Origin of the sequence: Pseudodesulfovibrio sp. S3, assembly GCF_004025585.1 — a bacterium.
Classification (GTDB): Bacteria; Desulfobacterota; Desulfovibrionia; order Desulfovibrionales; family Desulfovibrionaceae; genus Pseudodesulfovibrio.
The window spans coordinates 66,944-93,306 of sequence record NZ_QTZO01000005.1 but is presented as its reverse complement, the minus strand read 5'-3'; the positions used below and the strand labels follow the sequence as shown (position 1 = coordinate 93,306).

General features: G+C 58.3%; 27 protein-coding genes and 2 tRNA genes. 19 read left to right on the top strand and 10 right to left on the bottom strand.

Annotated elements, in window-relative coordinates:
• Positions 1-172: 172 nt before the first annotated feature.
• Positions 173-667 (bottom strand): heme-binding protein, encoded by a 495-nt coding sequence (locus DWB63_RS07380; RefSeq protein WP_128328178.1) that lies wholly within the window; start codon positions 665-667, stop codon positions 173-175.
• A 615-nt stretch (positions 668-1,282) separates the two neighbouring features.
• Here DWB63_RS07380 and DWB63_RS07375 point away from each other — a divergent pair.
• From DWB63_RS07375 to DWB63_RS17425, 8 genes are all read left to right on the top strand, one after another.
• On the top strand, positions 1,283-2,716 hold the full coding sequence (locus DWB63_RS07375; RefSeq protein ID WP_128328177.1) for an aminobutyraldehyde dehydrogenase: 1,434 nt from the start codon (positions 1,283-1,285) through the stop codon (positions 2,714-2,716).
• Positions 2,717-3,076: 360 nt separating this feature from the next.
• Positions 3,077-5,245 (top strand): methyl-accepting chemotaxis protein, encoded by a 2,169-nt coding sequence (locus DWB63_RS07370; protein WP_128328176.1) that lies wholly within the window; start codon positions 3,077-3,079, stop codon positions 5,243-5,245.
• A gap of 353 nt (positions 5,246-5,598) precedes the next feature.
• A complete protein-coding gene (locus DWB63_RS07365; protein WP_128328175.1) occupies positions 5,599-6,555 on the top strand; it encodes an ABC transporter substrate-binding protein in 957 nt (318 codons plus the stop codon).
• Between the two features lie 34 nt (positions 6,556-6,589).
• Positions 6,590-7,330, top strand: coding sequence for an ABC transporter permease (locus tag DWB63_RS07360; RefSeq protein ID WP_241648717.1), 741 nt, complete (start codon positions 6,590-6,592; stop codon positions 7,328-7,330).
• The gene (locus DWB63_RS07355) at positions 7,327-8,094 is read left to right on the top strand and encodes an ABC transporter ATP-binding protein (protein WP_128328173.1); all 768 of its coding nucleotides are present in this window, start codon (positions 7,327-7,329) and stop codon (positions 8,092-8,094) included. The genes DWB63_RS07360 and DWB63_RS07355 overlap by 4 nt, the downstream gene beginning before the upstream one ends.
• A gap of 360 nt (positions 8,095-8,454) precedes the next feature.
• The gene (locus DWB63_RS17255; protein ID WP_164879811.1) at positions 8,455-8,628 is read left to right on the top strand and encodes a hypothetical protein; all 174 of its coding nucleotides are present in this window, start codon (positions 8,455-8,457) and stop codon (positions 8,626-8,628) included.
• Positions 8,625-8,801 (top strand): hypothetical protein, encoded by a 177-nt coding sequence (locus DWB63_RS17250; RefSeq protein ID WP_164879810.1) that lies wholly within the window; start codon positions 8,625-8,627, stop codon positions 8,799-8,801. The genes DWB63_RS17255 and DWB63_RS17250 overlap by 4 nt, the downstream gene beginning before the upstream one ends.
• A 245-nt stretch (positions 8,802-9,046) precedes the next feature.
• Positions 9,047-9,247: a hypothetical protein gene (locus tag DWB63_RS17425; protein ID WP_128328172.1), complete on the top strand. Its 201-nt coding sequence runs from the start codon at positions 9,047-9,049 to the stop codon at positions 9,245-9,247.
• A 605-nt stretch (positions 9,248-9,852) separates the two neighbouring features.
• Here DWB63_RS17425 and DWB63_RS07345 read toward each other — a convergent pair.
• The 3 genes from DWB63_RS07345 to DWB63_RS07335 all read right to left on the bottom strand — a co-directional run bounded on the left by DWB63_RS07345 (position 9,853) and on the right by DWB63_RS07335 (position 11,517).
• Positions 9,853-9,929 (bottom strand) — tRNA-Asp (locus DWB63_RS07345).
• Positions 9,930-9,975: 46 nt separating this feature from the next.
• Positions 9,976-10,051 (bottom strand) — tRNA-Val (locus DWB63_RS07340).
• A gap of 182 nt (positions 10,052-10,233) precedes the next feature.
• Complete coding sequence (locus tag DWB63_RS07335; RefSeq protein ID WP_128328171.1) at positions 10,234-11,517, bottom strand: RsmB/NOP family class I SAM-dependent RNA methyltransferase; 1,284 nt, start codon at positions 11,515-11,517, stop codon at positions 10,234-10,236.
• A 207-nt stretch (positions 11,518-11,724) separates the two neighbouring features.
• On the opposite strand from DWB63_RS07335, the gene DWB63_RS07330 reads away from it, so the two are divergent.
• From DWB63_RS07330 to DWB63_RS07295, 8 genes are all read left to right on the top strand, one after another.
• Positions 11,725-13,383, top strand: coding sequence for a VCBS repeat-containing protein (locus tag DWB63_RS07330; RefSeq protein ID WP_128328170.1), 1,659 nt, complete (start codon positions 11,725-11,727; stop codon positions 13,381-13,383).
• A 53-nt stretch (positions 13,384-13,436) separates the two neighbouring features.
• Positions 13,437-14,444, top strand: coding sequence for a TRAP transporter substrate-binding protein (locus tag DWB63_RS07325; RefSeq protein ID WP_128328169.1), 1,008 nt, complete (start codon positions 13,437-13,439; stop codon positions 14,442-14,444).
• 55 nt (positions 14,445-14,499) lie between these two features.
• Positions 14,500-14,988, top strand: coding sequence for a TRAP transporter small permease subunit (locus tag DWB63_RS07320; protein WP_128328168.1), 489 nt, complete (start codon positions 14,500-14,502; stop codon positions 14,986-14,988).
• The gene (locus tag DWB63_RS07315) at positions 14,988-16,289 is read left to right on the top strand and encodes a TRAP transporter large permease (protein ID WP_128328167.1); all 1,302 of its coding nucleotides are present in this window, start codon (positions 14,988-14,990) and stop codon (positions 16,287-16,289) included. The genes DWB63_RS07320 and DWB63_RS07315 overlap by 1 nt, the downstream gene beginning before the upstream one ends.
• Before the next feature lie 157 nt (positions 16,290-16,446).
• Positions 16,447-18,828 (top strand): YdbH domain-containing protein, encoded by a 2,382-nt coding sequence (locus tag DWB63_RS07310; RefSeq protein WP_128328166.1) that lies wholly within the window; start codon positions 16,447-16,449, stop codon positions 18,826-18,828.
• A gap of 13 nt (positions 18,829-18,841) precedes the next feature.
• Positions 18,842-19,051 carry a YnbE family lipoprotein gene (locus DWB63_RS07305; RefSeq protein ID WP_128328165.1) on the top strand — a complete coding sequence of 70 codons (210 nt, stop codon included), beginning with the start codon at positions 18,842-18,844 and terminating at the stop codon, positions 19,049-19,051.
• Positions 19,041-19,403, top strand: coding sequence for a YdbL family protein (locus tag DWB63_RS07300; RefSeq protein ID WP_128328164.1), 363 nt, complete (start codon positions 19,041-19,043; stop codon positions 19,401-19,403). Before DWB63_RS07305 ends, DWB63_RS07300 begins: the two co-directional genes overlap by 11 nt.
• Positions 19,404-19,498: 95 nt before the next feature.
• Positions 19,499-20,398, top strand: coding sequence for an RluA family pseudouridine synthase (locus tag DWB63_RS07295; RefSeq protein ID WP_128328163.1), 900 nt, complete (start codon positions 19,499-19,501; stop codon positions 20,396-20,398).
• Between the two features lie 13 nt (positions 20,399-20,411).
• Here DWB63_RS07295 and DWB63_RS07290 read toward each other — a convergent pair whose 3' ends face one another.
• The gene (locus DWB63_RS07290; RefSeq protein ID WP_128328162.1) at positions 20,412-20,612 is read right to left on the bottom strand and encodes a hypothetical protein; all 201 of its coding nucleotides are present in this window, start codon (positions 20,610-20,612) and stop codon (positions 20,412-20,414) included.
• Positions 20,613-20,673: 61 nt separating this feature from the next.
• On the bottom strand, positions 20,674-20,913 hold the full coding sequence (locus DWB63_RS07285; protein WP_128328161.1) for a hypothetical protein: 240 nt from the start codon (positions 20,911-20,913) through the stop codon (positions 20,674-20,676).
• 199 nt (positions 20,914-21,112) lie between these two features.
• Here DWB63_RS07285 and DWB63_RS07280 point away from each other — a divergent pair, with 199 nt between their 5' ends.
• Positions 21,113-21,670: a BON domain-containing protein gene (locus DWB63_RS07280; RefSeq protein ID WP_128328160.1), complete on the top strand. Its 558-nt coding sequence runs from the start codon at positions 21,113-21,115 to the stop codon at positions 21,668-21,670.
• 16 nt (positions 21,671-21,686) lie between these two features.
• Complete coding sequence (locus DWB63_RS07275) at positions 21,687-22,208, top strand: C40 family peptidase (protein ID WP_128328159.1); 522 nt, start codon at positions 21,687-21,689, stop codon at positions 22,206-22,208.
• On the opposite strand, the gene DWB63_RS07270 is transcribed toward DWB63_RS07275, so the two are convergent.
• From DWB63_RS07270 to DWB63_RS07255, 4 genes are all read right to left on the bottom strand, one after another.
• Positions 22,205-23,515, bottom strand: a complete 1,311-nt coding sequence (locus DWB63_RS07270; protein ID WP_128328158.1) for a hypothetical protein — start codon at positions 23,513-23,515, stop codon at positions 22,205-22,207. The genes DWB63_RS07275 and DWB63_RS07270 overlap by 4 nt on opposite strands.
• A 100-nt stretch (positions 23,516-23,615) precedes the next feature.
• Positions 23,616-24,071 (bottom strand): hypothetical protein, encoded by a 456-nt coding sequence (locus tag DWB63_RS07265; RefSeq protein ID WP_241648713.1) that lies wholly within the window; start codon positions 24,069-24,071, stop codon positions 23,616-23,618.
• Between the two features lie 66 nt (positions 24,072-24,137).
• Positions 24,138-24,371: a hypothetical protein gene (locus DWB63_RS07260; protein ID WP_128328156.1), complete on the bottom strand. Its 234-nt coding sequence runs from the start codon at positions 24,369-24,371 to the stop codon at positions 24,138-24,140.
• Positions 24,372-24,381: 10 nt separating this feature from the next.
• Positions 24,382-25,854 (bottom strand): trehalose-6-phosphate synthase, encoded by a 1,473-nt coding sequence (locus DWB63_RS07255; RefSeq protein ID WP_128328155.1) that lies wholly within the window; start codon positions 25,852-25,854, stop codon positions 24,382-24,384.
• A gap of 212 nt (positions 25,855-26,066) precedes the next feature.
• Here DWB63_RS07255 and DWB63_RS07250 point away from each other — a divergent pair, with 212 nt between their 5' ends.
• A complete protein-coding gene (locus DWB63_RS07250; RefSeq protein ID WP_128328154.1) occupies positions 26,067-26,327 on the top strand; it encodes a co-chaperone GroES in 261 nt (86 codons plus the stop codon).
• The last annotated feature ends 36 nt before the right edge of the window (positions 26,328-26,363 follow it).

Sequence of the window (26,363 nt, the reverse complement as noted above, 5' to 3'; positions counted from 1 at the left end):
AGTCTCCCCTAGTTGATTTCACGCCGGGACGCAATGCACTGCCAGCCGCCCGAAAACGGAAAATGACGGAATTGTCCTTGCATGCCGGAGCAATGCCGACGGCCATAAAAACCGGGTCGGCGGAAAGACATTCCCACCGACCCGGCCGCTTGATCAAATCGGACTGGTTCGACTACTTGAGAACGGCGGCTCCGGCCATGGCCACGCCCTCGTCCTCGTCCACACTGCCGCCGCTGACGCCGATGGCGCCGATGATGACATTGTTGGCATCCACCAGCGGAACGCCGCCCGCGAACAGAATCAGACCGTCATTGCTGACCTCGATACCGTACAGCGACTGGCCCACCTGGGAAACGCTCCCCAGGGTGCGGGTGCTCATGTTGAAATAACGGGCCGTGACGGCCTTCTTGATGGAGATGTCGATGCTGCCGATGAAGGCGTCTTCCTGACGATAGAAGGCCTTGAGATTGCCACCCGCATCCACGATGGCGATGTTCATGGGCACCTTGATGGTTTCGGCCTGCTTCAGGGCAGCGGCCAGGACTTTCTGGGCCTGCGCCAGGGTGATGTCACCGGGCAGGGTCTTCACAGGCTCTGCGGCCATGGCAGGCAGAGTGAGAACCAACACGGAAAAAACCAGGGTCAGGGAAAGGATCAGTTTGCGCATATGCGACTCCTTTTGTTTTGTTGGTGCGGACGGGACACTCATCCACGCCCGCTTGCCAGAGTATCCCCGCGTGGCCGGCTTCACTTCCGAGACCATGGGCCGCGCGACAATCTCCGCATACGCCTGCGCCAAAACGCAAAACGTAAGACAACCATGCCATTCAACACAAGAAATTACTTCTTGAACACAGTAACCAACAGGTACGCCTCCTGTTTTCCCGCCGCAACAGAATTTTAGTGTTTTTTCATTTCACACCATCCGTGGGAGTGCAAAAACGCTTGCCAGTCCGTTTGCTCTCATGAATATACAAAGGCATTGTGCTCACACCGACATAACAAATGAGTAATAAAAATGCCGCTGACTCACAATAATGTCGCAAAGCCGTCCCGACCCGGGCGTTGACTGCCGGACGGCATGCGCCTGTCCGCAAGGCGCCCCAATATGGTCATGCAGCCTGCCCGCTTGCCCCAGGACCGTTCGCCGCCTGAAAACGCCTCTGCCAAATGACGAACATGCCCGGTTGGAACAGTCCCTGCACTCACCCGTGGACCCCAGAAGGAAAAAACAGGGCAGATGCAATAAACCAGCTGCAGACAGCTAAACCAGGAGAGCTCAATGGACATGAAACTCTGGATAGACGGCAAGTGGACCGATGCGAACGACGGCGCAACTTTCAAAGTGGAAAACCCTGCCACCGGGGAAACCGTGGCTACAGTGGCCAAGGCCGGGGAGATAGACGTACTGAAAGCTGTCGCTGCCGCGCGCACGGCTTTCGAGGATGGTCGCTGGTCCGGGTTGACACCGGCAAACCGGGCCAAAGCACTCTGGAAGCTTGCCGACCTGCTGGAAAGCCGCATGGAAGCGTTCGCGCGGGTGGAATCCGAGGACACGGGCAAGCCCTACGAATTCCTCAGCCTGGGTGCGGACCTGCCGTTCTGCATCGACAACCTCAGGTTTTTTGCCGCCGCCGCACGGGATACGGGCGGACATCATGCCGGTGAGTATGCCGCGGGCTATACCTCCATCTATCGCCGTGACCCCGTGGGTGTCGTGGGCCAGATCGCGCCCTGGAACTATCCCCTGCTCATGGGAGTCTGGAAGATAGGCCCGGCCCTGGCAGCCGGATGCACCGCCGTACTCAAACCCGCCACGCTCACGCCCCGCACCGCCCTCATGCTCGGCGAACTGACCGCCGAGGCAGGCATTCCCGACGGCGTGGTCAACGTGGTGGCCGGGAATGTCGGCCAGATGATCACCTCCCACCCGGACATCCGCATGGTCAGCCTGACCGGCGCCACTGAAACCGGCAAAATGGTCATGAAAAGCGCGGCGGACACGGTCAAACGCGTACACCTGGAACTGGGCGGCAAGGCTCCCGCCCTCGTGTTCGAAGACGCCGACGTTTCCCTGGTGGCCGAGAAGCTTCCCCTGGCCGCCTTCTGCAACTCCGGTCAGGACTGCACCGCAGCCACCCGTATCATCTGCCACGAATCCCTGCTCGACGATGTGTGCGAGGCCATGACCGAGGCCATGGGCAAGGTCAAGGTCGGCGACCCGTTCGATCCGGCCACGCAAATGGGACCGTTGATCTCCGGCAGGCACCGGGACATGGTTTCCGGCTTTGTGGAACGGGCGAAAAAAGACGGCGCAACCGTGCTGACCGGCGGCAAGGCATTGGACGGTCCAGGCTATTTCTTTGAACCGACCGTGATCACCGATGTCGGACAGGAAGCCGAGATCGTCCAGCAGGAGGTCTTCGGGCCGGTAATCACCATCCAGAGCTTCAAGGATGAACAGGAAGCCGTGGCCATGAGCAACGATGTGGTGTTCGGCCTGGCCTCCTCGGTATTCACCCGCGACGTGGCCCGCACCATGCGTGTCAGCCGCGCCCTGGAATTCGGCACAGTCTGGGTCAACGACCACCTGCCCCTGGCCTCGGAGACCCCCCACGGCGGTTTCAAGCAATCCGGCTTCGGCAAGGATCTCTCGGCGGAGGCCGTCGGCGACTACCTGGTCACCAAGCACGTCATGATCAATACCACGAGCTAGAAAGGACTCTGATCACTCAGATTGGACCTGCGCGGCTCACGGGATAAAAATCCTTGCAAGACCGTTGGTCCCGGTATCGAAACTCAAAACCCGAACCTGCCCCCTGAAACCGGCCCGGCGCGAACGCGATGCCTGGCCATTCAGGGGGCGGGCCTCTTTTGTCTCGCCGGCCGAGAGCCTCCAGCCACGCCTTCAGAGGCACCGTACGCTGTCCGTGGAGCACACCTGCGGGCGCAGATCCACACAGATCATTATAATAGCATCAAGTGTTAATTTGTGACCATTCTTTTACCTGCATGCCATGACATGCGGCACAAAGGTGGTCATTCCGTTTAATTTTATTATGCTTCAGGAGATGCCATGCAGTTGAAATCAATCAAAACCAAAATCGTCCTCATGTCAGGGCTGTGCCTCCTTGCCACTGTTATCATACTCATCTCAGTCCAAATGATCTCTCAGACACAATCCGAAGAGTTCGTGACAGAGCAGGTGAACATCCTCATCGAGGAGCAGACCAAGCAGGGGTTGCTGGCCGTAGCCCAGCGTGAAGCCGGAGCCATCAGCAGCAAGCTGAACATCAACCTGAGCACGGCCAGGACCATAGCCGACGCCTTCAAAGCCCTGAGAGCCGATTCCGACATCGTCTCCTCCATCGACCTGAGAAAGGCGTTCAACGACATACTGTTGACGTCCCTGGAAGACAATGTCGAATTCCTCGGCACATACAGCGCCTGGGAGCCGAACGCTCTCGACGGAAAGGATTACAGTTACGCCGGAGATACCGCCAGCGGCCACGATGCCACAGGCCGGTTCGTTCCCTATTGGAACAGGGATGAAAACGGCAAGATAGCACGCCAGGCCCTGGTCGGCTATGAAGATGCCTCTCCGCACCCCAACGGCGTGACCAAGGGCGGGTGGTATTTGTTCCCCCGCCAGAAGCGGAAAGAGAATATCCTCGATCCTTTCCCGTACATAGTCCAAGGCAAACAGGAATGGCTCACGACCATGTCCGTCCCCATTGAAATCAACGGGAAATTCCTGGGTATCGGCGGTACCGACCTGAGGCTCAAATTCGTGCAGACATTGAGCGAGGAAGTTGCCAAGAATCTCTATAAAGGCAAAGCCGTTGTCCGCGTCATCAGCAACATGGGCATCGTTGTCGCCAACAGTGCGAATGCCAGCGATGTGGGCAAGCCGTTGAAGGACGTATTCCAGGGAGATTGGCAACAAATACTCAAAAGCACCAAATCAGGGACGACATTCGTAGCCATGGAGCCTGAATCCACGATTGTGAACGTCACGGCTCCCATACAACTGGGCAGAACCGACACCCCCTGGTCCATCCTCATAGAGGTGGACCGTGCAGTCGTTTTCGCAGAGGCCATTCATCTGACGGAAGTCATGGCCGAAAAGTCCCGGCAGAATGCCGTGATCAGCGTTTCCGTGAGCGCAGGCGTCACCCTCCTCGCATGCCTGATCCTCTGGTTCCTGGCCAACGGAATCGTCCAACCGATCAAAAAGGCCGTTGCCTTTGCGGAAAAAATCGCCGGCGGTGATTTCAGGGACAATTCCATTGACGTGGACCAGGCGGACGAAGTCGGCGTCCTGTCGTCAACGCTCAGCAGCATGGCCGAAAAGCTCAAAGGTGTCGTGCAGGAAGTCCAGTCCGCATCGGAAAACGTCGCCTCTGGGTCCACCGAGCTTTCATCCTCCTCCCAGTCCGTGTCCGAAGGCGCTACCGAACAGGCGGCTGCCATCGAGGAAGTAACCTCGTCCATGGAGCAGATGACCGCAAACATCGGGCAGAATGCACAGAACGCACAGGAGACGGATTCGTTGGCCACCAAAGCTGCCGCAGACGCAAAGGCCAGTGGCGAGGCTGTGGCAAAAACGGTCGGCTCCATGCGAACCATTGCCGAAAAGATCTCCATTGTCGAAGAAATCGCCAGGCAGACCAATCTGCTGGCCCTCAATGCGGCCATCGAGGCAGCCAGGGCCGGGGAACACGGCAAGGGCTTCGCGGTCGTGGCCGCCGAAGTGCGCAAACTTGCCGAGCGAAGCGGTGAAGCGGCTTCAGAGATCAGTGAGCTGTCAAGCAGCAGCGTCGAAGTGGCTGAAAAGGCCGGAGAGATGTTGAAAAAGCTCGTCCCGAACATTGAGCAGACCGCTTCGCTGGTTCAGGAAATTACCGCAGCCAGCAACGAACAGAACTCCGGCGCGAACCAGATCAACCAAGCCATCAGCCAACTTGACCAGGTCATCCAGCAGAATGCGGCCGCAGCCGAGGAAATGGCTTCCACATGTGAAGAACTCGCGACCCAGGGACAGTACCTGCAAGAGGTCATGTCCTTCTTCCACATATCTGACAGGCGCACCCTGCCCGGATCCTCTGTCAAGGTCGTACAGAAAAAGCCCGTTGCCATCGCGCAGGGGAAATCCAAGAAGAAACCAGCGGCCCAGCCCCGACCCAAGGGACTGCAAATGGACGGCATGGACCCTGAAGACTCCGGGGAATTCGAGCGCTTCTAAGACTCGAAGCATAGCACTCAACCACACGGGGTGGGGCCTTTCCATGAGGCCCCACCCCAAAAAAATGCACACAGGCGCAAGGCCGTCCTTCCGTGCCGCAGAAATGCCCCCTTTCACGGCCAAGCAATGTGACAAGATCGGGCAATCCACCCAGAACACGACCCCTCCCGATTATCCTATTTGTCATTTTCAGGGCGAAGCCCCCTGTCCAACTCGTGTCGAATAGACAAAAGTTGCATTCCTCCTCCTTTCAGCATATCAAACTGGTCTGTTTTGTTGTGTGGCATCAGGCGGGGGCATTGCCTGACACGCTCGGCTTGAATCGGGCAAACCATGAGATACGGAGAGAGAGTATGAAACGTCTTCTTTTGCTGCTGTGCGCTGTTGTCCTGTGTGCTTCCACGGCGTTTGCCGGAACGCCCGTCAAGGTAGCCCATGCCACCTGGGTCGGATACGGCCCTCTGTATATCGCCAGAGATCTCGGCTACTTCGGCGCAGAAGATCTGGACGTGGACCTAGTCATCATCGAGGATGAGGCGCAGTATGCCGCTGCCCTGGCTTCCAACAACATCGACGGCCTGGGCAACGTACTCGACCGCGAGGTCATCCACTACGCCAAGGGGACCGACGAGATCGTGATCTTCGGCATGGACGAATCCTCCGGCGGCGACGGCGTGGTCGCCTCTGCCGAGATCAAGACGGTGGCAGACCTCAAGGGCAAGACCGTGGGCCTGGACAAATCCTCCACTTCCTACTTCTTTTTCCTGAGCATCCTGGACAAATACGATGTGGCTGAAGAGGATATCGACATTCTGGAAATGGGCGCTTCCGATGCGGGCACCGCTTTCGTGGCCGGTCGGATCGACGCCGCGGTCACCTGGGAGCCTTGGCTCACCAATGCGAGCCAGCGTGAAGGCGGCCACGTCCTCGTCTCCAGCAAGGACATGCCCAAGACCATCGTCGACGTGTTCGTGCTCAACGGCGCCTTTGTCAAGACCCACCCCGAAGTGCCTGCAAAGATGACCAGGGCCTGGAACAAGGCCGTGGAATGGTACAAGGCCAACCCCGACAAGGGCAACGAAATCATGGCCAAGGCCATGGGTCTCGACGTCCAGGAAATGGCCGACATGGCCTCTGGCGTCACCTTCATCGGGGGGGAAGACAACAAGATTTTCTTCGACAAGACCGCCGAACACAGCGTTTATGAAGTGGCCGCTCGGGCCATCAGCTTCTGGAGATCCAAAGGCATCATCACCGAGGATGTGGACGTGAACAAGCTGATCTCCTCCGACTACGTCAACGCCGACTAATATGGATCGGCATACGTCAACAAAACGGACAGGGATGTGGCTTGCGGCCGCGTCCCTGTCCGCCGTTTTTGCCCTCTGGGCCGCAGCCGCCTATTCCGGCGCGGTCAAACCCCTGTTCCTCCCGCCACCGCACAAGGTCCTGTTGGCCTTCGGCGAGATGTACGAAGAAGGCATCCTCTTTTCCTACACCTGGGACAGCGTGTACCGGGTCATGGTCGGGTGGTCCCTGGCCGTGGTCTTCGGCGTGCCGCTGGGCATGCTCATCGCCACCTCCAGGCGTGCGGCGGCCGTTCTCGCCCCGCTCATGGAGTTTGCCCGCTACCTGCCCGTGGTGGCCCTGGTGCCGCTCACGCTGCTCTATTTCGGCATCGACGATACGCAAAAATTCGCCATCATTTTTCTCGGAACGTTTTTCCAGCTCGTACTCATGGTCGCCGACAGCGTGGCCTCGGTTCCAAACGACCTGAGCCGCGCCGCTGCCACCCTGGGCGCCAACACGGCCCAGACCTACAGGCTGGTCCTGTTCCCCGGCGCACTGCCGGGCATCATGGACGACCTGCGCATTACCGTGGGCTGGGCCTGGACCTATCTGGTCGTGGCCGAACTGGTGGCCGCCAACTCCGGCCTGGGATACATGATCCTGCGCGCCCAACGGTTCCTGGCCATCGACCGCATCTTCGCCGGTCTGATCATCATCGGGCTGCTCGGCCTGCTGACCGATTACCTCTTCAAGTTGCTGACGCGCATCATCACCCCGTGGAGCGAAAAACAATGAGCATGCTCGACATCCTCCGACTGGGGAAGGTCTTCGAATCCAGCAAGGAGCCGGTCGTTGCCCTGGAAGACATCAACCTGACCGTGGAGCGCGGCGAACTGGCGGTCATCGTCGGACCGTCGGGCTGCGGCAAGTCCACACTGCTCAACATTGTGGCCGGATTGGAACGGGAGACATCGGGACAGGCCGTACTTGAGGGCGCGCCCATAACCTGCCCCGGCGCGGATCGCGGCATGGTCTTTCAGTCCTATACGCTTTTCCCCTGGCTCTCGGTCCGCAAGAACGTGGAATTCGGTCTCCGCCTCAAGGGCGTCTCCGCAGCCGAACGCAGGACCGCGGCACGCAGATACCTGGATCTCGTCGGACTCGGCGACTTCGAGAACGCGCTGCCCAAGGAACTGTCCGGCGGCATGAAACAGCGGGTGGCCATTGCCCGCGTGCTGGCCAACAACCCGGTCATGCTGCTCATGGACGAACCTTTCGGCGCTCTGGACGCCCAGACCAGACTGCTGCTCCAGGAACTGCTCCTCGACGTCTGGCGGCAGGAGCAGACCACCATCCTCTTCATCACCCACGACATCGACGAGGCCATCCTGCTGGCGGACAACGTCTACATCATGTCCCGGCGTCCGGGCCGCATCAAGGCCAAAATCCCCATCGAGATCCCCCGCCCCCGCGACCACAGAAACACCCTGACCCCGGAATTCACCGCGGCCAAATCACACATCATGGAACTTCTCTGGGACGAGATTTCAAAAGAATAGCAAGTGCTACGGCGAGGGCCTGCAATAATCCGAATTAGCCTCTAGCAACCGCTGATAACCTCTCTTCTTCTATTGAAGAAAGAACGAGAGCCACACTCCTCTTTCGTCAAATTCTCAAACACCAAGCCCCCACCGTAGCTTTGCTGACGAGTTGTCCGAAGAATCAGGACCACCACTCAACAAAGTGTCTCCGTATTGATGGCCGTTGAATACGCATCGAACATCTGGTAACGGGGGTTGTGTTCAACTTAAAATGCTCCCGGAGGCATGATGCGGAAATTTATTTTGGCGGTAGCGACGTTGGTGGCTGTGTGCGTGTTTGTTGGGTGTGCGAGCCGGCAACATCTTCGGGATACGTGCATGAGACACAAACATCTTTACGTGGACCACGGGATGCCGACTATGGACGACGTAAACAGCACTCTTAACTATTGCCGCCATGCCATTGATGCCAATCCCGGAGATGAGGAACTAATCAGGGCCTACAACGAGATGTACCTGCGGTTCTACAATGAGGATGGCACGGTGAAATGAAAGCATTTATCCCCATTTATCTCCTCGGCGACCTTGCGACCTTCATCTATCTCATGGCGACCGATTGGAACGAGACTTCGGGCTTTTTCTCCCTGCTTGTCTGCTTTGTCGTGAACGTCTTTCTTGCGCAGATTTGGCCCATATATTGGGTTATTCTTCATTGGCTCTCCTAAGCCATATTTCAAAGAGCTGTTGACGAGATTTGAGATCAACCTAAAATGCTCCCGGAGGCATGATGCGGAAAATTATTTTGGCGGTAGCGGCGTTGGTGGCTGTGTGCGTGTTTGTTGGGTGTGCGAGCCGGGGCGAGAAGTATGCCAGTAGTCTCAAGTCAGACACAGAGAAAGTCCAAAAATGCCAGTCCTTGGCAAGGATTTGCACCTCCCCAGGTGCCTACCTTGGGAAGAGTCCCGGCGACATGGAAAACGCTATTGATTTATGTCAGGCCGTTGTTCGCCAGGTTCCCAATGATATTCGCCCATTGCTTTCGCTCATAGAGTTGCAAACTTACAAGGGAGACAAAAAGGGGGCTTGCAAAACCTATGCAGCATTACGTGAACGTGGGTATTTTGGTTCTGCCGGTGCGTTTTGCAACGATGACGGGAGTCTGAAGGAGTAACCTCCATTGTTTCCGTTCGTCATTTCCGTATTGCTCATTTTTTCCCAGAGTACATAGAGTGTAATCCTCTTGACGAGTTTTTAGACTAACTCGATATGTCAAAGAGCTGTTGACGCCGCTTTGCGTGCGCTCCAGCCGGAGCCGGATGGGGGGAACCATGTTTCGGGCCGGTTAAGCCAAATTCGACCGATTTGCGGGAACCGCCTTTCTTCGGCGATGTAGGCAAGGGATAAAACGGACAAATCCCAAATCCCGGTCGTGCGTCAGCCTCATTTCAAATACGCTCACAGCAATCCCCTTCGGACCACCGAACAGACGGCCCTGCATTGTTTGCGAGAACGTATCACGGAATTTTCGGGCAACAGGATTTTGTCGAAGAATGTCAAGGAAAAGCAACCAAAAGGCATAAAAAAGCAGCTTGACCAGTTTTGATAAAGGTCGGAACCCAGCTAAACAACAAGGGCGAAACAACATAAAAAGAAGCCCCGGAGACAACAACGTCCGGAGCTTCTTTCGAGCCTTTTACACAAAATTATCCACACTTCACCCCAAAACCCGACCAAAGAAAAAGGACCTACATTTACATGTAAGTCCTTGATCTTTAGTGGCGGAGCCGACGAGACTCGAACTCGCGGCCTCCGGCGTGACAGGCCGGCGTTATAACCAGCTTAACTACGGCTCCGCACTTATATAATAAAGGGTGTTAAGCGTACCCTCTATGTCAACGGTGGTGGGCGCTACAGGGCTCGAACCTGTGACCCTCGCCTTGTAAGGGCGATGCTCTCCCAGCTGAGCTAAGCGCCCGTAGGAAGAGTGTCTTTAGCTTGGCTCGGTTCACTTGTCAACCACATTTTTTTGCAGTTGCTTCGCAATGTTGCCCGAACCCTCTTCCGCGTTCAGCGAAGGGCATACTGCCCATACGGCTTTTTTTTGTCAACGGTTTTTCATAAAAATTGTTATCAGAGCAACAGGCTGAAATAATTTATTTATTTTGCGGACCACAGGAGCCTGTTCCCTTTTCTCGACAGCCACCCCAGGGAAAGACCCCGATAGTACAGGCCAACCGGCCCCTTGCCCTGTCGAAAAGAAATACTCTGGCCGGTAAAGAGCTGTTCAAGGAGTCCGGCCTCTTCCACGTCCAAAACATCGACGTCAGCCCTGGAAGCGTCCTCCGGCAACAGCACACGGGCCATTGGGCCGGGGATGAACTTCATTCTGTCGCCCTTGCCTGAGATCTTGCCCAGGGGAAAACCCTGCCACCGAACCGCACCCGGCACCATGGCCAGGGCCTGTTCGTGAAGGAAAAAGGCCTTGCCTCCGAAATCGTACACCTCGCCAGGGGGGAGTCTGGACATGTCCAGGCCATGGCCGCCGACCATGGCCGACAGCTTCAACCGGTTGCCGGGCAGTTCCCTTTTTTGCACACATTCACCCGTAGTTGCGCTCCCTGTGTCCTTCTTTCGGAACCGGGCCAGGAAAAACCCCTGCCCGTCCGAGTCCTCGGCCACGCGCAGGACGCCGGCCATACCCGGCAAAAGAGGCTCGCCAAAAACAAACCCCTTGGGCTCGGCAAGCGGCTCCAATTCAAGGTCAAGAAATTCCAAGGCCCATGTAACCTGCTGCTCGTTCTCTTCGATATTAGTTGTACAGGTTGAGTACAATACGACTCCACCGGGCTTGAGCATGGCCGTTGCCCTCTCAAGGAGCGTCTTTTGCAAAGCCACCAACGGAGCCGTCTTGGACCCGGACCACACTTCCATGACCTTGGGATTCTTGTCCACGGTCCCCCACCCGCTGCACGGCGGGTCGAGTTGGATATAGTCCCAGGTACAATCCTGAAACGGAAGGTCCTGCGCCATGGCCTTGGCTGTGACGGCGTTGACGGATCCGGTGCGGCGTAGGTTGGCCCTGAGCGTCCCCAATCGGTCGGCCGACGGCTCGGACGCGAACACGAATCCCTGCCGCCCCACCAACCGGGACAGCAGACTTGTCTTGCTGCCCGGAGCGGAGCACATGTCCAGGACACTTGCCCCGATCGGCGGGGCAAGGGTCAGCGGAGGCAACATGGAGGACCGATCCTGAATATAAACCAGGCCGAAACGAGCGGCCAAACTTTCACCAAGGGGAAACGGCTCATGGACAAGCTTGCGGGCGAATTCGTAGAACGGCTCGGGTTCAAAATCAAACCCCTGCGATTCCAGCAGGTTTTCCACGATAGGGATGGCCTGCTGCTCGCAGACAAGCCTGAAAGTTCTTCCGAAATAGGTCATGCAAACTCCCTGGACCGCCCTGAAAACCGACCGCCCGAACGCGATCCGGCCCGACCGGTCAAGGCAGCAATACCGGCTATCCATCGGCTAATCAACACTCTTGGCCCTTTGCATCCCGCCCGGAAACTGGTACAAGAGCCTGCCGTGCAGACATGCACAACATCAATAACATGAAATACTGGTTACCACCTATATTTGGAGGAATACATGACAAGACAACGCGTTATCAACGCCTTGGTCACCACATTGGCAATCCTGCTCATGGCTGCACCGGCCCTGGCCCAAGGTGCAAAGACGTTCGCAGTCCTTCCTTTCACCTACAACGGCCCACAGAAATACGAATACTTTTCCAAGGCGCTCCAGGCCAGCCTGGACAGCGACCTTGAATGGCTGGGACAGGTAGAACCTACCACCAAGAGTCTTGAAGGCATTGCCATTCCCACGGACAAGGGAGGGGCCCTCAATTCTCTCAGGTCGCTCGGCGTTGATTACCTCGTCTACGGCGATATCGCAGTCCTCGGCAAAAAAGCCCACGTCAAGATCGAGACGGTCAGCCAGGACGGTAATTCCTGGCTCAAAAAAGGCGAAATGCCCATAGACGAGATCACTTCCTGGCTGGATGCACAGGGCAAGGCCATTCAGGGCGATGCATTCAACCGTCCCGGCTACGGCACGGCGGAGACAGCCGTGGTTCAAGAGAACAAAAAGGTCATAACCAAAGCACCGACGAACTCCCCCTTCATCACCGCCGACGGAGAGCAGTACAGGACAGACACCCTGAATCCGCAGTTCCGCTATGAAGGCGGTACCGAAACCGAAGGCCGCTGGAGAAGCCAGACCCTGCCCTTCTTCTCCTACGGAATGAGCATAGCTGACGGCGATGCTGACGGCCGCAACGAAGTCTTCATTCTCCAAGAATCAGCCATCTCCGCTTACCGCGTCAAGGATGACAAGCTGCAGCACCTGACCACTTTCGAGATGCCGGCCAACACCATGAACATCCGGCTTGAAATCGCCGACCTGAACCGTGACGGCATGCCGGAATTCATTATCGGGGGCTACCAGTTCGAAAGCCAAGGCGGCCTCCGGGCGCCCAGGGGCACACCGCGCTCCAGCATCCTTTCCTTTGACGGCGGGAAGTTTAAATACATTGTAAAAAGTTACGACAAATTCCTCGGCCTTCTCCGCATCCCCCCGACCTTTATGCCCATCCTGGTCGCCCAGAACAAAGGCCAACGCAACCTTTTCGACAAGCACGTCATGGAAGCTTTCATCAAGGGAGATGACGTCCATCTTGGGCAGGAAATCAAATTACCGCCTTTCGGCAACGTCTATAATACAATATATCTTCCTGACGGCCTGGGTTACAACTATGTCGTCATCAGCGACAAGCACAAGCTCGTGACCTACAGCCAGAGTTTCGAACGGCTCAACGAGACCGATCAGACATTCAACAGTTCAGGCATCGCCATCGAAACCGCAGACAAGATGATCGGCATGGGCGGCGGCCCTACAGAAGAACACGGCATCACCTACAACATCCCGTTCAGGATGATTACCGCCCCCCTGAGCTCGACCACCAAGTATGAACTCCTGGTCAACAAGGACGTCTCGGCCGCAGCCCAGGTCTTCCAGAACTACAAGTACTATACCCAGGGAGAAATCCACTCCCTGGTCTTTGATCAGGTAGGCATGAACCTGGCCTGGAAGACCCGCCGCATCAAGGGGCAGGTCTCCGACATCGCCCTGGCCGACCTGAACAACGACGGCAACAAGCAACTGTGCGTGCTGGTGAATACCTTTACAGGAGTCGGATACGGCAACCGCAAGACCGTGTTGCTGGCTTATGCTCTGAACCTCGAATAACCAACGGCGACCAAGCCGTCTGCAACCATACGTACTCCCAAGGAGAGAGAGTGATGCGAAAACCGCTGAGCCTGCTGGCGTCCGCCCTGGTCCTGACCTGCCTTCTGGCAGCCACGGCCCTGGCCGGAACCACCGTGACCTATGCCAACTTCCCACCCGCCAAGACCTTCCCCTGCATCCAGATGGAGCAGTGGAAAACCGAGGTGGAAAAACGCACGGGCGGTGAACTGGCTGTGCAGACCTTCCCCGGCTCCACCCTTCTGGGTGCCAAGAACATGCTCCGGGGAGTACAGACCGGCCAGGCCGACATCGGCTGCATCTCCATCCCCTATTACCCCGGCGTGTTCCCGCTCATGTCCGTGGTCAACCTGCCCGTGGCCTTCACCTCCACCGAGGTAGCCAGCCTGGTCATGTGGGATCTGTTCCAGAAATACCAGCCTGCTGAATTCAAGGACGTCAAGGTCCTGACCCTGTTCACCTCGGCCCCGTCCCAGATCATGAGCAAGGTGGCCATCAAGAGCCTGGCCGACTTCAACGGCGTGGAACTGCGAGCCTCCGGCTCCATCCTGCAGATTCTCAGCGGCCTGGGAGCCCAGGGCGTGGGAATGCCCATGTCCCAGACCCCGGAAGCCTTGCAAAAGGGCGTGGTCAAAGGCTTGGTTTCCTCATTCGATGTGCTCAAGGACTTCAATTTTGCCGAGAGCTGCCGTTTTGAGACCATCACCAACCTGCCGGTGTATCCCTTTGCCGTGATCATGAACAAGGACAAATGGGAAGCCCTTCCGGCAGACGTCAAGAAGGTACTGGACGATCTGGGCCGGGAACAGGCCCAATGGACCGGCCAGTATCTGGACAACCACATCAAGGATTCCCTGGCCTGGGCCAAGGAGAAGTACCAGGTGGAAGTCTTTGAACTGACCGCCGAGGAACAAGCGGAAATCAAGGGCCGCGGCGAACCCCTGATCAAAGACTGGAAGGCCGAGGCCACCTCAGCCGGACTGGATGCAGACGCAATCCTGGCCGACATGCTCGCCCTCAAAACCAAGTACGAATCCAATTAACGCAACCCCTCAGCGCCTCCGCAAGCATGCGGAGGCGCTTTTTTTGGAATTTACCATGATAGATTTTCTGGACAAAGCAAGCGGCACGATCGCCAAAGCCCTGACCGGACTGGCCGGTCTGTTTCTCGTGTCCATGATGCTCCTGGCCTGCGCCAACATGGTGCTCCGTGCCGTGTGGGCACCCGTGCAGGGCACGTTCGAACTCATGGGCTTCCTGGGAGCCGTGGTGGCCGCCTTTTCCCTGGCCTTTGCCCAGCGCTCCAAGGCGCATATCGCCGTGGGCATCCTGCTTGCCCGATTCCCTGCCCCGGTCCGCAGACTGACCGATGCCGCCACCAGCGGCGTGTCCTGCGGCTTCTTCGTCCTGGCCGGGCTGGAAACAGGGAAATGGGCCGCGTTCCTGGTACAGACCAACGAGGTCTCCGAAACGCTTCAGGTCGTCTATCACCCGTTCGTGTTCGCCGCAGCGGCAGGCTGCCTCGCCCTGGCCTTTGTCCTGGCCGTGGATACCCTTAAAATCCTGACCGCTGAGAAGGTGGCATAATGGACCCGATCACCGCTGGCATCTTCGGCACTTTTCTGCTGCTGGCCGCCATCTTCCTGCTGCGCATCCCCGTGGCCTTTGCCATGGGCCTCATCGGATTCGGCGGCTTTGCCTACGTCCTCAACTGGAACGCGGCCACGGGCATGCTCGGCACAGAGCTGTGGAACGTCTTTTCCAACTACGGCCTGACCGTAATCCCGCTCTTCATCCTCATGGGCCAGATCTGCTTCTATTCCGGGGTCAACGAAAGGCTCTACAAGTCCGCCTATGCCTGGATGGGCGAAATCCGGGGCGGCATCGCCATGACCACGGTCCTGGCCTGCGCCGGGTTCTCCGCCATCTGCGGTTCCAACTCGGCCACTGCGGCCACCATGAGCACCGTGGCCCTGCCCGAGATGAAAAAATTCAATTACAACCCGATTCTTTCCACCGGGTCTGTGGCCGCAGGTGCGACACTCGGCGTGGTCATCCCCCCGAGTGTGGTGCTCATCATCATAGGATTGCAAACCAGCCAGTCCATTGCCCAGCTCTTTGTGGGCGGCATGGTACCCGGTGTCCTTCTGACCACGCTTTTTCTCGCCACCATCTGGTATCTGTGCAGGAAAAACCCCACCTGGGGACCGGCCGGACCCAAGACCACCTTTGCCGACAAACTCCGGTCCCTGCCCGGCTCCATCGAAATGGTCATCCTGTTCTTCCTGGTCATGGGCGGACTGTTCCTCGGATTCTTCACACCCACCGAGGCAGGCGCGGCCGGTGCGGCCCTGGCCCTGATCATCTCCCTGGTCTCGGGCCAGATGAGCTGGAAGAAATTCCATCTGGCCGTGAACGACTCCCTGAAAATCTCCTGCATGATCATGGTCATCATGCTCGGCGCGGTCATCTTCGGCCGATTCCTGGCCGTGACCCGCCTGCCGTTCGAGGCCGCAGACTGGGTGGCCGGACTGCCCATACCGCCCATGGTCATCATCATGGTCATCTGCCTGATCTACGTCATCGGCGGCATGGTCATGGACGCCCTGGCCCTGCTCCTGATAACCATCCCCATATTCTTCCCTGTGGTCACGGCCATGGGGTATGACCCGCTCTGGTTCGGCATTCTCATCACCGTGGTCACCACCCTGGGCGCCATCACCCCGCCTGTGGGGGTCAACACCTTCATCGTGGCCTCCATGGCCAAGGACGTACCCATGACCGACGTGTTCAAGGGCGTGTCCTACTTCGTGGCCGCCTACATCGTGTGCGTGGCCCTCATGATGCTTTTCCCCGCCATAGTCACTTTTCTACCGAGCTTGATGTAGGGACAGCCTATCGGAATCCCCGCCGAAGACGGCGTTAAAAAGTTTTGAAGGGGGAGTCCAGAGGGGGGAACTTTTTCAAAAGTTCCCCTCTCTGGCCGCCGGAGGCATTCCCCCGATGACACTTGCCAATGGGGAAGCAGGGCCGTATAGTTATTAAATGTCCGCTTCCCTTGGCAAAAAAATCCTCAGATGGACGGTGCTCATCACGCCGTGGCTGCTTGCGTTCGCACTGGCTGCGGGATGGGGGCTGACACTGTGGACTCCGGGGTATCTGGAGCAACTAGTGCCCAAGCTGGCCAGCGACATGGGGTTGTCCCTGACCGAATTCAACATCCGCAACGCCGGGTTGTTCTCGGCGGACATCGGCCCGGTGCAACTGGGTTATGGCAACAAGGGATTGCGGCTGGCCAATGTACACGTCACCTACACCCCGGCCTCGCTTAAACTGGGACGGGTGAACTCCGTTGAACTGGACGGCGTGAGCCTGTCCTGTGCCTATGACGGCAAAACCTTCACCCTGCCGATCCTTGACCTCCTGCCCGAATCCGAGGGTGACCCTTCGGATAATGCCATCCCGGAACTCCCGCTGGACACACTGGTCATTCGGGAATCCACCCTGTTTTGCGACTTGGGCGACCGCTCTCTGTCCATCCCGTTTTCCGCCGACATCGGCCCCGGGGAGTCCCTCGATTTCACGGCCACGCTCAGACCTCGCGACCAAATGATCTCGGTCACGGGAACCCTCGGTCCCACCCTCGACGACTTGGCTCTGACCGTCAAAACAGATGCCTTGGATCTGGGAGCCTTTGCCGACGTCCTCCCTATTCCCGTGGCCGGGCTGGTGGACCTGGACATGCAGACCGAACTTGACCTGAACCGGCCTGAGGAACTCAAGGCTAAGTTTGACGCGGCCATGAGCGAATGCGACCTGAGCGCTCTCGACGTGGAGTTGGTCAAGGGCGCGGTTCTCAAGATCAAAGGATCGATTGCCGAAAAAACCGTCAAGTATTCCCTGGACAGGGTCTCCCTGGCCGAACCCTATCCGGTCACCCTCGACATCCCTGCGGGCACACTGGACGAAGACTCCATCTCGGCCCAATTCTCCCTGGCAGGAGCCGGCGTCGAGATGGGTGGTCGATTGGACGCGGACCGACTGCAAGACGACAGCGGATTGTGGGACATCTCGTTCACTGCCGCCAATCCCGACAATCTGACAGTGCAGGCAGCCGGGCGAACCATCGGGCTGGCCGGTTTCATCTTCTCCCTGCACGGCCTGGCAGGACCGGACTCGGCAGACGTGGTTCTCAACTGCGGAACACGCGCAGTCAAATTCAGCAATCTCGGGTTGAGCTCAGGGGCCATGCGCCTGAATCTGCCGCTTAAATGGCCCGCACCCAAAAGCCACCTCCCTGGCAACATACGCATGTCGGACCTCAACCAGGGCAAGCACCGACTCGGCAACGTGACCGCCCAAATCCGCCAGCAGGGGACGGACCTGGCCTATGACGGCACCCTGTTCACCGAGCTTCTGCCCGGTCTGCGCGTCCCGTTCTCCGGGCAGTCGTCCATGGTCCGCAACCACACGGACATCACGTTCAGAATGAATGACTACCCCATCCCCGACGGATTCGACCCGGCCACGCTGACGCCGGACATGGCAGGTCTCATCCTGACAGGAGTACTCAAGGGAACCGGAGGACTCCTGATAGATGAAAACGGCATAGAGAGCTGGCTGGGGGTATTCTTCACCAACGGCAGCCTGCACTTTACCGAGGGCAAGACGGCCATTCAGGGCATCAACCTCGCCTTTGAAACGCCGGACATCCTCTCGCTGCGCAGCGCCCCGGCCCAGCGCCTGACCTTCGATTCCCTCCAGGCCGGAGACATCATCCTGAGCAACGGCGAGATCATCTACCAACTCGAGCCAAAGGGTTCCGTGCTGGTGGAACAGGCCGGGTTCGACTGGTGCGGCGGCCATGTCTCAAGCCGGTCCTTCCGGGTGGTACCGGCTTCAAAGGAATACAAGGTGACCCTGTTCTGCTCGGAACTGCGGCTCTCCGAAATTCTTTCCCAGCTCGGACTGGCCAAGGCCAAGGGCGAAGCCGCCATGTCCGGCGAACTGCCCGTGAGCTGGAAAAACGGGAAAATTTCGTTCAAGAGCGGATTTTTGCACTCGACACCGGGCGAAGGGGGGACCATACAGGTGGAGGCCATGCAGGATCTGGTGGCGTCCATCCCCGAAGGCACGCCCCAGCGGGGACAGATCGAACTGGCCCAGGCTGCGGTCAGGGATTTCGAGTACAAGTGGGTGCGCATCAAGGCTGACACCGTGGGCGAAGACCTGTTGGTGCGCCTCTCGGTAGACGGCAAGCCAGCCGGGACACTGCCCTTTGTCTACAAGCGGGAATTCGGCGGTTTCATGCGCGTCACCGGAGACGTCAAAGGCTCCAATTTCCAGGGCCTGCGCCTGGACGTGAATTTCAGCGTACCATTGGACCGCATTTTGCTGTATAAGGACATCACCCGTATGATCGAATAGGGAGAACCGAATCATGACACGAACATTTTCTTTGATGGCCTGCCTCCTGCTGCTTATAAGCTGGGGCTGTTCCACCAGCCACAGGGTGGAAGTGGCCCCTGTGGAAGTCAAACCCATCCACATCACCATTGACGTAAACGTCAAGGTTGACAGGGCATTAGACGATTTCTTCTCCGACATCGACGAAGCCCCAGATGCACCGGAGGCAACCAATGCGAAATAAGACCCATCTCATCGTCATTCTCATCCTGACGGTCTGCGTCCTGGGCAGCACGGCCATGGCCCAAGGACTCAAGGACCGGATGATCGCCCGCAAGCCCGCCGTGGCCGCATTGCTGGACGACGGCACCGTGGGCGAAAACAACCAGGGCTTCCTCGCCTTCCGGGGTGCCCAGAAACAGGCCGACGTGGTCGCCGCCGAGAACAAGGACCGGGCCAGCGTGTATCAGGCTATTGCCCAGAAGACCGGGACCACCCCGGATCTGGTCGGTCAACGGCGTGCCACCCAGATTGCCGAAGACGCCGACCCCGGCACCTGGCTCCAGGACCCCGACGGCCACTGGTACCAGAAGTAACTCAAGAACTCCGGCCCCCCCACTCCGCGAAGCGGCACCAAAAAGTTTGGGAAAGCGAGGGATGAGGGGGGGGGGCCGGGGGCACTCTCCCCCACATGTCCGAAGCCCAATTCATCACAGTTACCCAGGCCGAATCCGGCCAGAAGCTGCTCCAGTTCCTGGAACGGCGGCTGACCGGCGATGTGCCGCGCTCGGCCATCCAGCGATGGATTCGCAAGGGACAGGTCCGGGTGGACAAGGGGCGCAAAAAACCGTTCGACCGCATCCAGGCCGGACAGACGGTGCGCATCCCACCCTACACGCCGGGTGAGATCGCCCCTGTGACCGAAACAGGCTCTCTGGTGATCGTGCATGAGGACAATGACCTGATCGCCGTTGCCAAACCCGTCGGCCTGGCCGCCCACGGCGGCGACAAGATCACGGACTCGGTGGTCGCTCGCCTGAATGCCCGCTACGCGGGCGCGAATTTCATGCCCACCTTGGCCCACCGCCTGGACCGGGACACCTCGGGGCTGCTCCTGGCAGCCAAGAGCTACGAATCCCTGCGCACCCTTAATGACCTGTTCGCATCGGGCGGCGTGGGCAAGCTCTACCTCGCCTGGGTCAACGGCCAATGGAGCGAGCCGAGCGTGGTCCTGCTGGAAGACGTCATGGAGAAATCAGGCGCGCCCGGCAGTGAACGGGTGCAGACCGGATCGGGCAAGACCGCCCTGGCCAAGGTCATGGGGCTGATTTTCGACTGCAAGCAAAGTCTGGTAGCCGTCCGACTGCTCACCGGGCGCACCCACCAGATCAGGGTCCAGCTCGCATCAAGAGGCCACCCGGTGGTTGGCGACGGAAAATATGGGAAAGGCCAGGCACGCGGCCCCATGCGCCTGCACTGCGCCGCCATGCAAATCAAGGAAATGACCCTCACCCTGGCACCGCCCTGGACCGGCAAATGGGAAGCGCCCGCAGACGCACTGCAGGAGGCGCTCGGCCTGTTGTACGATTAAACCGGTCCGGCTGTCAGTGGATGACTATGGCCGCATCCGCCTTGCTGTCGAACCCGGCGACAGCGTCGAGACTCTCGGCAAGGAAAGCCTCAGAGTTCTCCCAATGGCCGCACCCTCCGGCATCATCGGCACAGGACAGAATCTTGAGCGCCGCCACACCGTCCGAGTCCAGGGTTATGACGTACGCCCTGACCAATTGACAGAACCGGGGCAAAAAAACCGCCTTTGGAGGATAGGCCGTAACACCCGTGGCCGGGGCCTTGATCTGCCGCCTGTCAAATTTTCGAACACATCGCGGGGCAACGTGCGACGAGCACCGACGAACCGTCTTCGGCCTTGAACAGATATCCCTTGACGTTCACGCCCATGAATTCCCGATCAACCCGCTGTTCATAGACACAACCGCCGCCGACACTCAAGGACACGGACCGCCAGGAATCGACTCGGGTATAGGTGATCACTTCGCCTGCCCGGTCCTCCGTCAGGCTGCTTTTGACTGCGCACCCAGAGGACATGAATACCGCCCCCGTCAAAAGAACCAGCAGGATTTCACGCAATCGTTCCTTTTCTTCACATTCTCAACCGATGTATTTGGAATCATAGCCTATAGGCAGGGTGGGTCAACAGGCAGACCGCTCCTTGCCGGACAATCTTGCGGACGCGAAGGAAAACAGGTATGTAGATTAAGTCTAGAAAAAAAATGTGAGGTATTTCATGCATCGTATCATTTCTCTATTCATGCTCCTGGGCCTGCTCGGCACAAGCATCCTGTCTGGCGGCTGCACAGCCTACAACGTGGCCGTGGAAGAACGCAGTGTGGGAGATTACGCGAACGACGAGAAAATCACCTTCATCATCGAGAAGGATTTTCTTGCCGACGATCTGGTAAAATACATGGATTTCGATGCCTCCAGCTATGAAGGGCTGGTCTATATCGTGGGCGAATACGAATCCCGCGCCCAGGTGGACCGCGCCGTCAAGATCGCCAAGGCCGTGGACGGCGTCCGCACGGTGACCACCTACATGCTGCCCAAGCGAGTCAACGACAGTTGCGGCACCACCGACAACCTTGATCTTTATGCCAGGCTCAAAAGCGACCTGGTAGCAGACAAGAACATATGGTCCACCAACATCGAGATCAAGACCATCCAGTGCAACATCGTCCTGCTCGGAGTGGTGGGATCCACTGCGGAAAAGGAACGGATCATCGACTACGCCAACAAGGTGCCGGGCGCGCGCTCGGTCAAATCCTACCTGAGAGTCAAGAGATAGGCCTGGAGGGGGCGGCATGACGGCACACAGAGATATGTCTCGCATCCGCCCACTCCTGCTTTCCGCCTTGTTGCTGGCCTGCTGGGCCTTCCTGCCCGCCTGCGCCGCAAAGTCGCCTGCCCCGGTCCCGCCCGAGGCGGTGGTGCGCAGTCAGCCAGCCTCGCCCAAGGCCACAAAAATCATCCGCCTGGCCCGATCCATGGTGGGTGCGCCCTATAAATGGGGCGGCTATTCACCCAGGACCGGATTCGACTGCTCCGGTCTGGTCTGGTTCGTATACTATCAAAACGGCATCAACCTGCCCCGCATGGCCAGTCAGCAATTCGGCACGGGCACGCCGACCGATCGAAGCGACATGCGCCCCGGCGATCTCGTTTTCTATCAGGTGGACAAGAAGGGAAAATCCCTGCATGTGGGCATCGTCACCGACCGGGGCACCTTCGTGCACGCCCCCAGTTCCGGGAGGCAGGTCATGGAATCGAGCCTGAACACGCCTTACTGGTTCGAGCACTACCTGGGCACCCGTCGGGTGTTCTAGTCCCCTTCTGAAGTTTCTTTCGGAGGCTTTTTCCCAAAACGCAGGCTGTCCCGAACCTTTCTGGCGCGGTCCTCGACGGACTTTCCGGTGGACCGCAGCATCCCCTTGGCCCTGCCTGCGACCGCATCCACTCGGGCCTCGGCCTTTTCCAGGACCGGACCGACCTCACGGGTCACACTCCGGGCCGCTTCTCCGACCTTGCGAACCGACCGCTTGATCTCAGTGGCCGCCCTGTCCACGGCCTTATCCACGCCATCCACCGCCGACCGGGTGGAATCCGTCACTCCGCGCCCGGCGGACCTGGCCGAATCCTTGACCCCGCGCCCCACGAACTTGGCTCCCGAACCCACGCTTCCCGCCGCACCGGTCACGGTCCGGCCCATTGACTTGAACGCCTTTTTGGCCCCGTTTTTCACGGCCCCGGAAGACCCCTTGACCAACAGTCTGGTCACCTGGGTCACGGTCTCGCCGGAAATGGACATGAACATTCCCGCAGCCTCCAGAGTGGCACTGCGACGCATGGCCCCCTTGGCGTTCAGGTCGAGACTCATGTAGTTGCGGGCCACGATGCCGCAGCGCATGGCCAGCAAGGCATTGGTGGAGCCGCTCAGGATGGAGCTGGTCACGGTCCCGGCCACGGCTTCGGCTCCGGGCATGGCCCCCAGGGCCGACCCGGCCACCAGCGGTCCCATCAGCTCATGCACGTATTCCTCGATGCCGAATTCCTCGATGCTGCCCGCCAGAAAAGACGTGACCGCGATATTGACGTACAGATTGACCAGTTCACGGTAATGCGGCCGCTGGCAGTAGAGCTTGGAAATGCGCCAGGCCAGCCTGGAGATGAGGAAGAGGACCACCAGGGAATCGAGACGACCGTTCTGGGATACGGCAGAACCGATAAAGACCCTTTTGGCCGTGCTCCGAATCTCCTCATCCGCCTTGGCCTTGAGATATGCCAGTCCGGCTTCCAGGTCGGCCTCGTCACGCACGCGGATGTTTGCCACTTTGAGGATGCGGTTTCGGGACAGCCTTTTCACCAGTTCCTGTTTGAAACGGACCATGTCCTCGGGCGAGGGGTCGGCGTGAACCAGGATGGGCCGGGGCCGCACCAGAAGCAGCGCCGCCCACCAGCCCACAGACCCCACCACTGCCGCCAGCAATATCCAGAATGTCCACGGGGCCAGAGCAGGGTTGATCCGTCCGGCAAAATCCGACAACCCGACGATGCAGTCAAAGAGAAAGGCGAAAAACGCCCCCACGACGATGATGCCGACAATGGTCAGAAAATTCTTCATCTGTTTGGACATGATTCCTCCACGGACATCATAAGTCCGGGATTACGAATGGCAAAGCCCAAAAAGGCCACTCCCCGGGGAGCGGCCTTTGATGCCAGGAAAGAGGCAGCCGTTATTCCTTCGGAATCAGCGGTTTGTAATACATGCCGATCTTGATGCGGTCCGTGGAGTACTGGCTCTTGAGCTTGATCCTGAGGTCCTCGGTTTCCCACCTGTATTCGTCCCAGCCGTCGGATTTCTTGTGGTCGGGCAGGCCGTAGCTGTCCATGAGCAGGGACACCACTTTTTTCACATCCTTGGCCTTGTCGATCTCCACCAGGGTGGTGAAGAGCTTCCCTTCACGGAAACCATAACTGACGTGCGCGCCCTGAACCTTGAAGATACCGCACGGTTCAACCTTGGTGACCGTGTAGAACTTCACGCCACCGGCTAAATGGGAAAAGGTGATCTCCTCCACGGCGGAGATAGGCGCGCCCCAGGGAATGGCCTTGCACTCCTCCGCCGCAGGGGAGGTCGAGACAAAGGCCAGCACCAGCATGATAGTGAAAAACAGTACGCGAATGTTCAAACCAGGCTCCTTGATCGTTTGTTCGGATCACATGTTGTTACACTTTCCCGGATGCACTGTCCTGTGTCAACCGTTCGTTTTCGTTCCCTTGTAGGTGAAGGCATTCTTATCCATGGTGAAATAGCTCCCCCGGTCTATGCCCACGGCCTTGCCGCAGACGCAATAGACCTTGCCGTCACGCTCTTCCATGTTCCAGACCTTCTGAATACGGTCCTTGTGGCAGCGGTGCACTTCTCCCTGGCCTATCTTGTGATACTTCCAGAGCTTGCGGCGGCAATCGGCACATTTGAGCGTGAGCATGACGAACGGGCTATATCTGATCGAACTGCACGGTCTCGATTTCCGGGAAATCCCCCAGGCTCTTGGCAATACCTGCCTGGAGAAAGGAATCAACCCACCAGAAGATATTGTTCTTGCGGACCTGGTCCCGAAGCTTGGACATGTGGCTCCGGCGTTCGTCCTTTTCCCAGTGCAGGGCGCGATGCAGCGCCTTGGCCACCCCTTCCATGTCGTAAGGGTTGACCAGATAGGCATGCCGCTGGAGCTGGGCCGCGGCCCCGGCGAATTCACTCAGGACCAAGGCGCCGCTTTCGGAATTGTTGCAGGCGCAGTATTCCTTGGCCACCAGGTTCATGCCGTCGCGCAGGGGAGTGACCAGCCCGATGTCGGCCGCCGCATAGTAGGCCACCAACTTGTCATGGGGCAGACTGCGATAGAGATATTGCACCGGCACCCAGCCCGGATAGGAAAATTCGCCATTGACCCGCCCCACCAGTTGTTCGATCTCCGTGCGCAACTCCTTGTATTCGTCCACCTCCTCGCGACTGGGAACCGCTATCTGAATGAAAACGACATGCCCCTGGAGATCGGGATAGCTGCGCAACAGGGTCTGGATGGAGCGGATACGCTCCGGGATGCCCTTGGTGTAATCCAGCCGATCCACACCGAGAATGATCTTCCGATGGTGCAGGGCTTCCTTGAGGTCGAACGTTTGCCGGGCCACCTCCGGCCGCTTGGCCATCTCGGAAAACTGGTTATAATCTATGGAAATGGGGAACGCGCCCAACCGGAAGGAGCGGGAGCCCATGTTCACGGTCACCACCGCGCCCCGTCCCTCGACCTTGGCCCCGGGCATGAGACGCTGAAGGCAGCCCACGAAATTGCGCCGGTCCTGAGCGGTCTGGAACCCCACGAGATCGAACTCGGTCAGGGCCTGGATGAGCTTTGCCCGCCAGGGGAGCTTCATGAAGATGTCGGGCGGCGGAAAGGGAATATGCAGGAAAAATCCTATATTCCGCTTCACCCCCATGCTCTTGAGAAAAAAGGCCTGGTGCATGAGGTGATAATCCTGAACCCAGATGTAGTCCTCGTCCGTGGTTGTACGGGCCACCACCTCGGCGAACTTGAAATTGACGTCAAGATAGGACCTCCAGTACCGGGGGTGGAACCGGCAACGGGATTGCAGGTCATGGAACAGCGGCCAGATGATTTCATTGGAAAAACCGTAGTAGTACCCCTCCACCTCCTCTTCGGTCAGGGACACGGTGCACAGATCATAGCCGGCTTCATCGGAAAAATCGGCCAGCAATCCTTCCACGTCCACGTCCGGGTTGGCCGCTCCCGACCAACCTATCCAGACTCCACCTCGATTCTTGAGCACCGGGGCCATGGCCGTGACCAGGCCGCCGGACCCTTGCTGCACTTTCCAAACACCATCCTGCTGTTTGAGCGCGGCCGGAAGTCGATTTGAGACCACCACCAGTCTTCGTAATCCGGTTTCCATGCCCTGCTATCCCCCTTGTGACTTTCTATAATGATTTTATTTACCAATGATTGTTATCGTTCTTTTGACAGGATATCAACCGCGCCTCCGAACAGAGTCGGGAAAATGTACCCTTCCCTGTTGACATGCCCCCTCCCGTGCTTATCTCTTGCCGCAGTCGACATCACACGCCGCCTATTTTCAGCGGTGAAGAGATCATAAGGAGAATATTCATGGGTTTGAAACCATTGCATGACCGCGTCATCGTCAAGAGAAAAGAGAAAGAGGACAAGACCGCCGGGGGCATCTACATCCCGGATTCAGCCAAAGAGAAGCCGCAGAACGGCGTTGTCATGGCTGCCGGTCCCGAATGCAAAACCGTCAAGGACGGCGACATCATCCTGTTCGCCAAGTATGCCGGAAGCGAATTCACCATGGACAGCGACGAGCTGATCATCATGCGTGAGGACGATATCCTGGGCGTTTTCGCCTAACTCTGCCCGAGAAGGTTTGCCCGCGTCGAGGCTCAC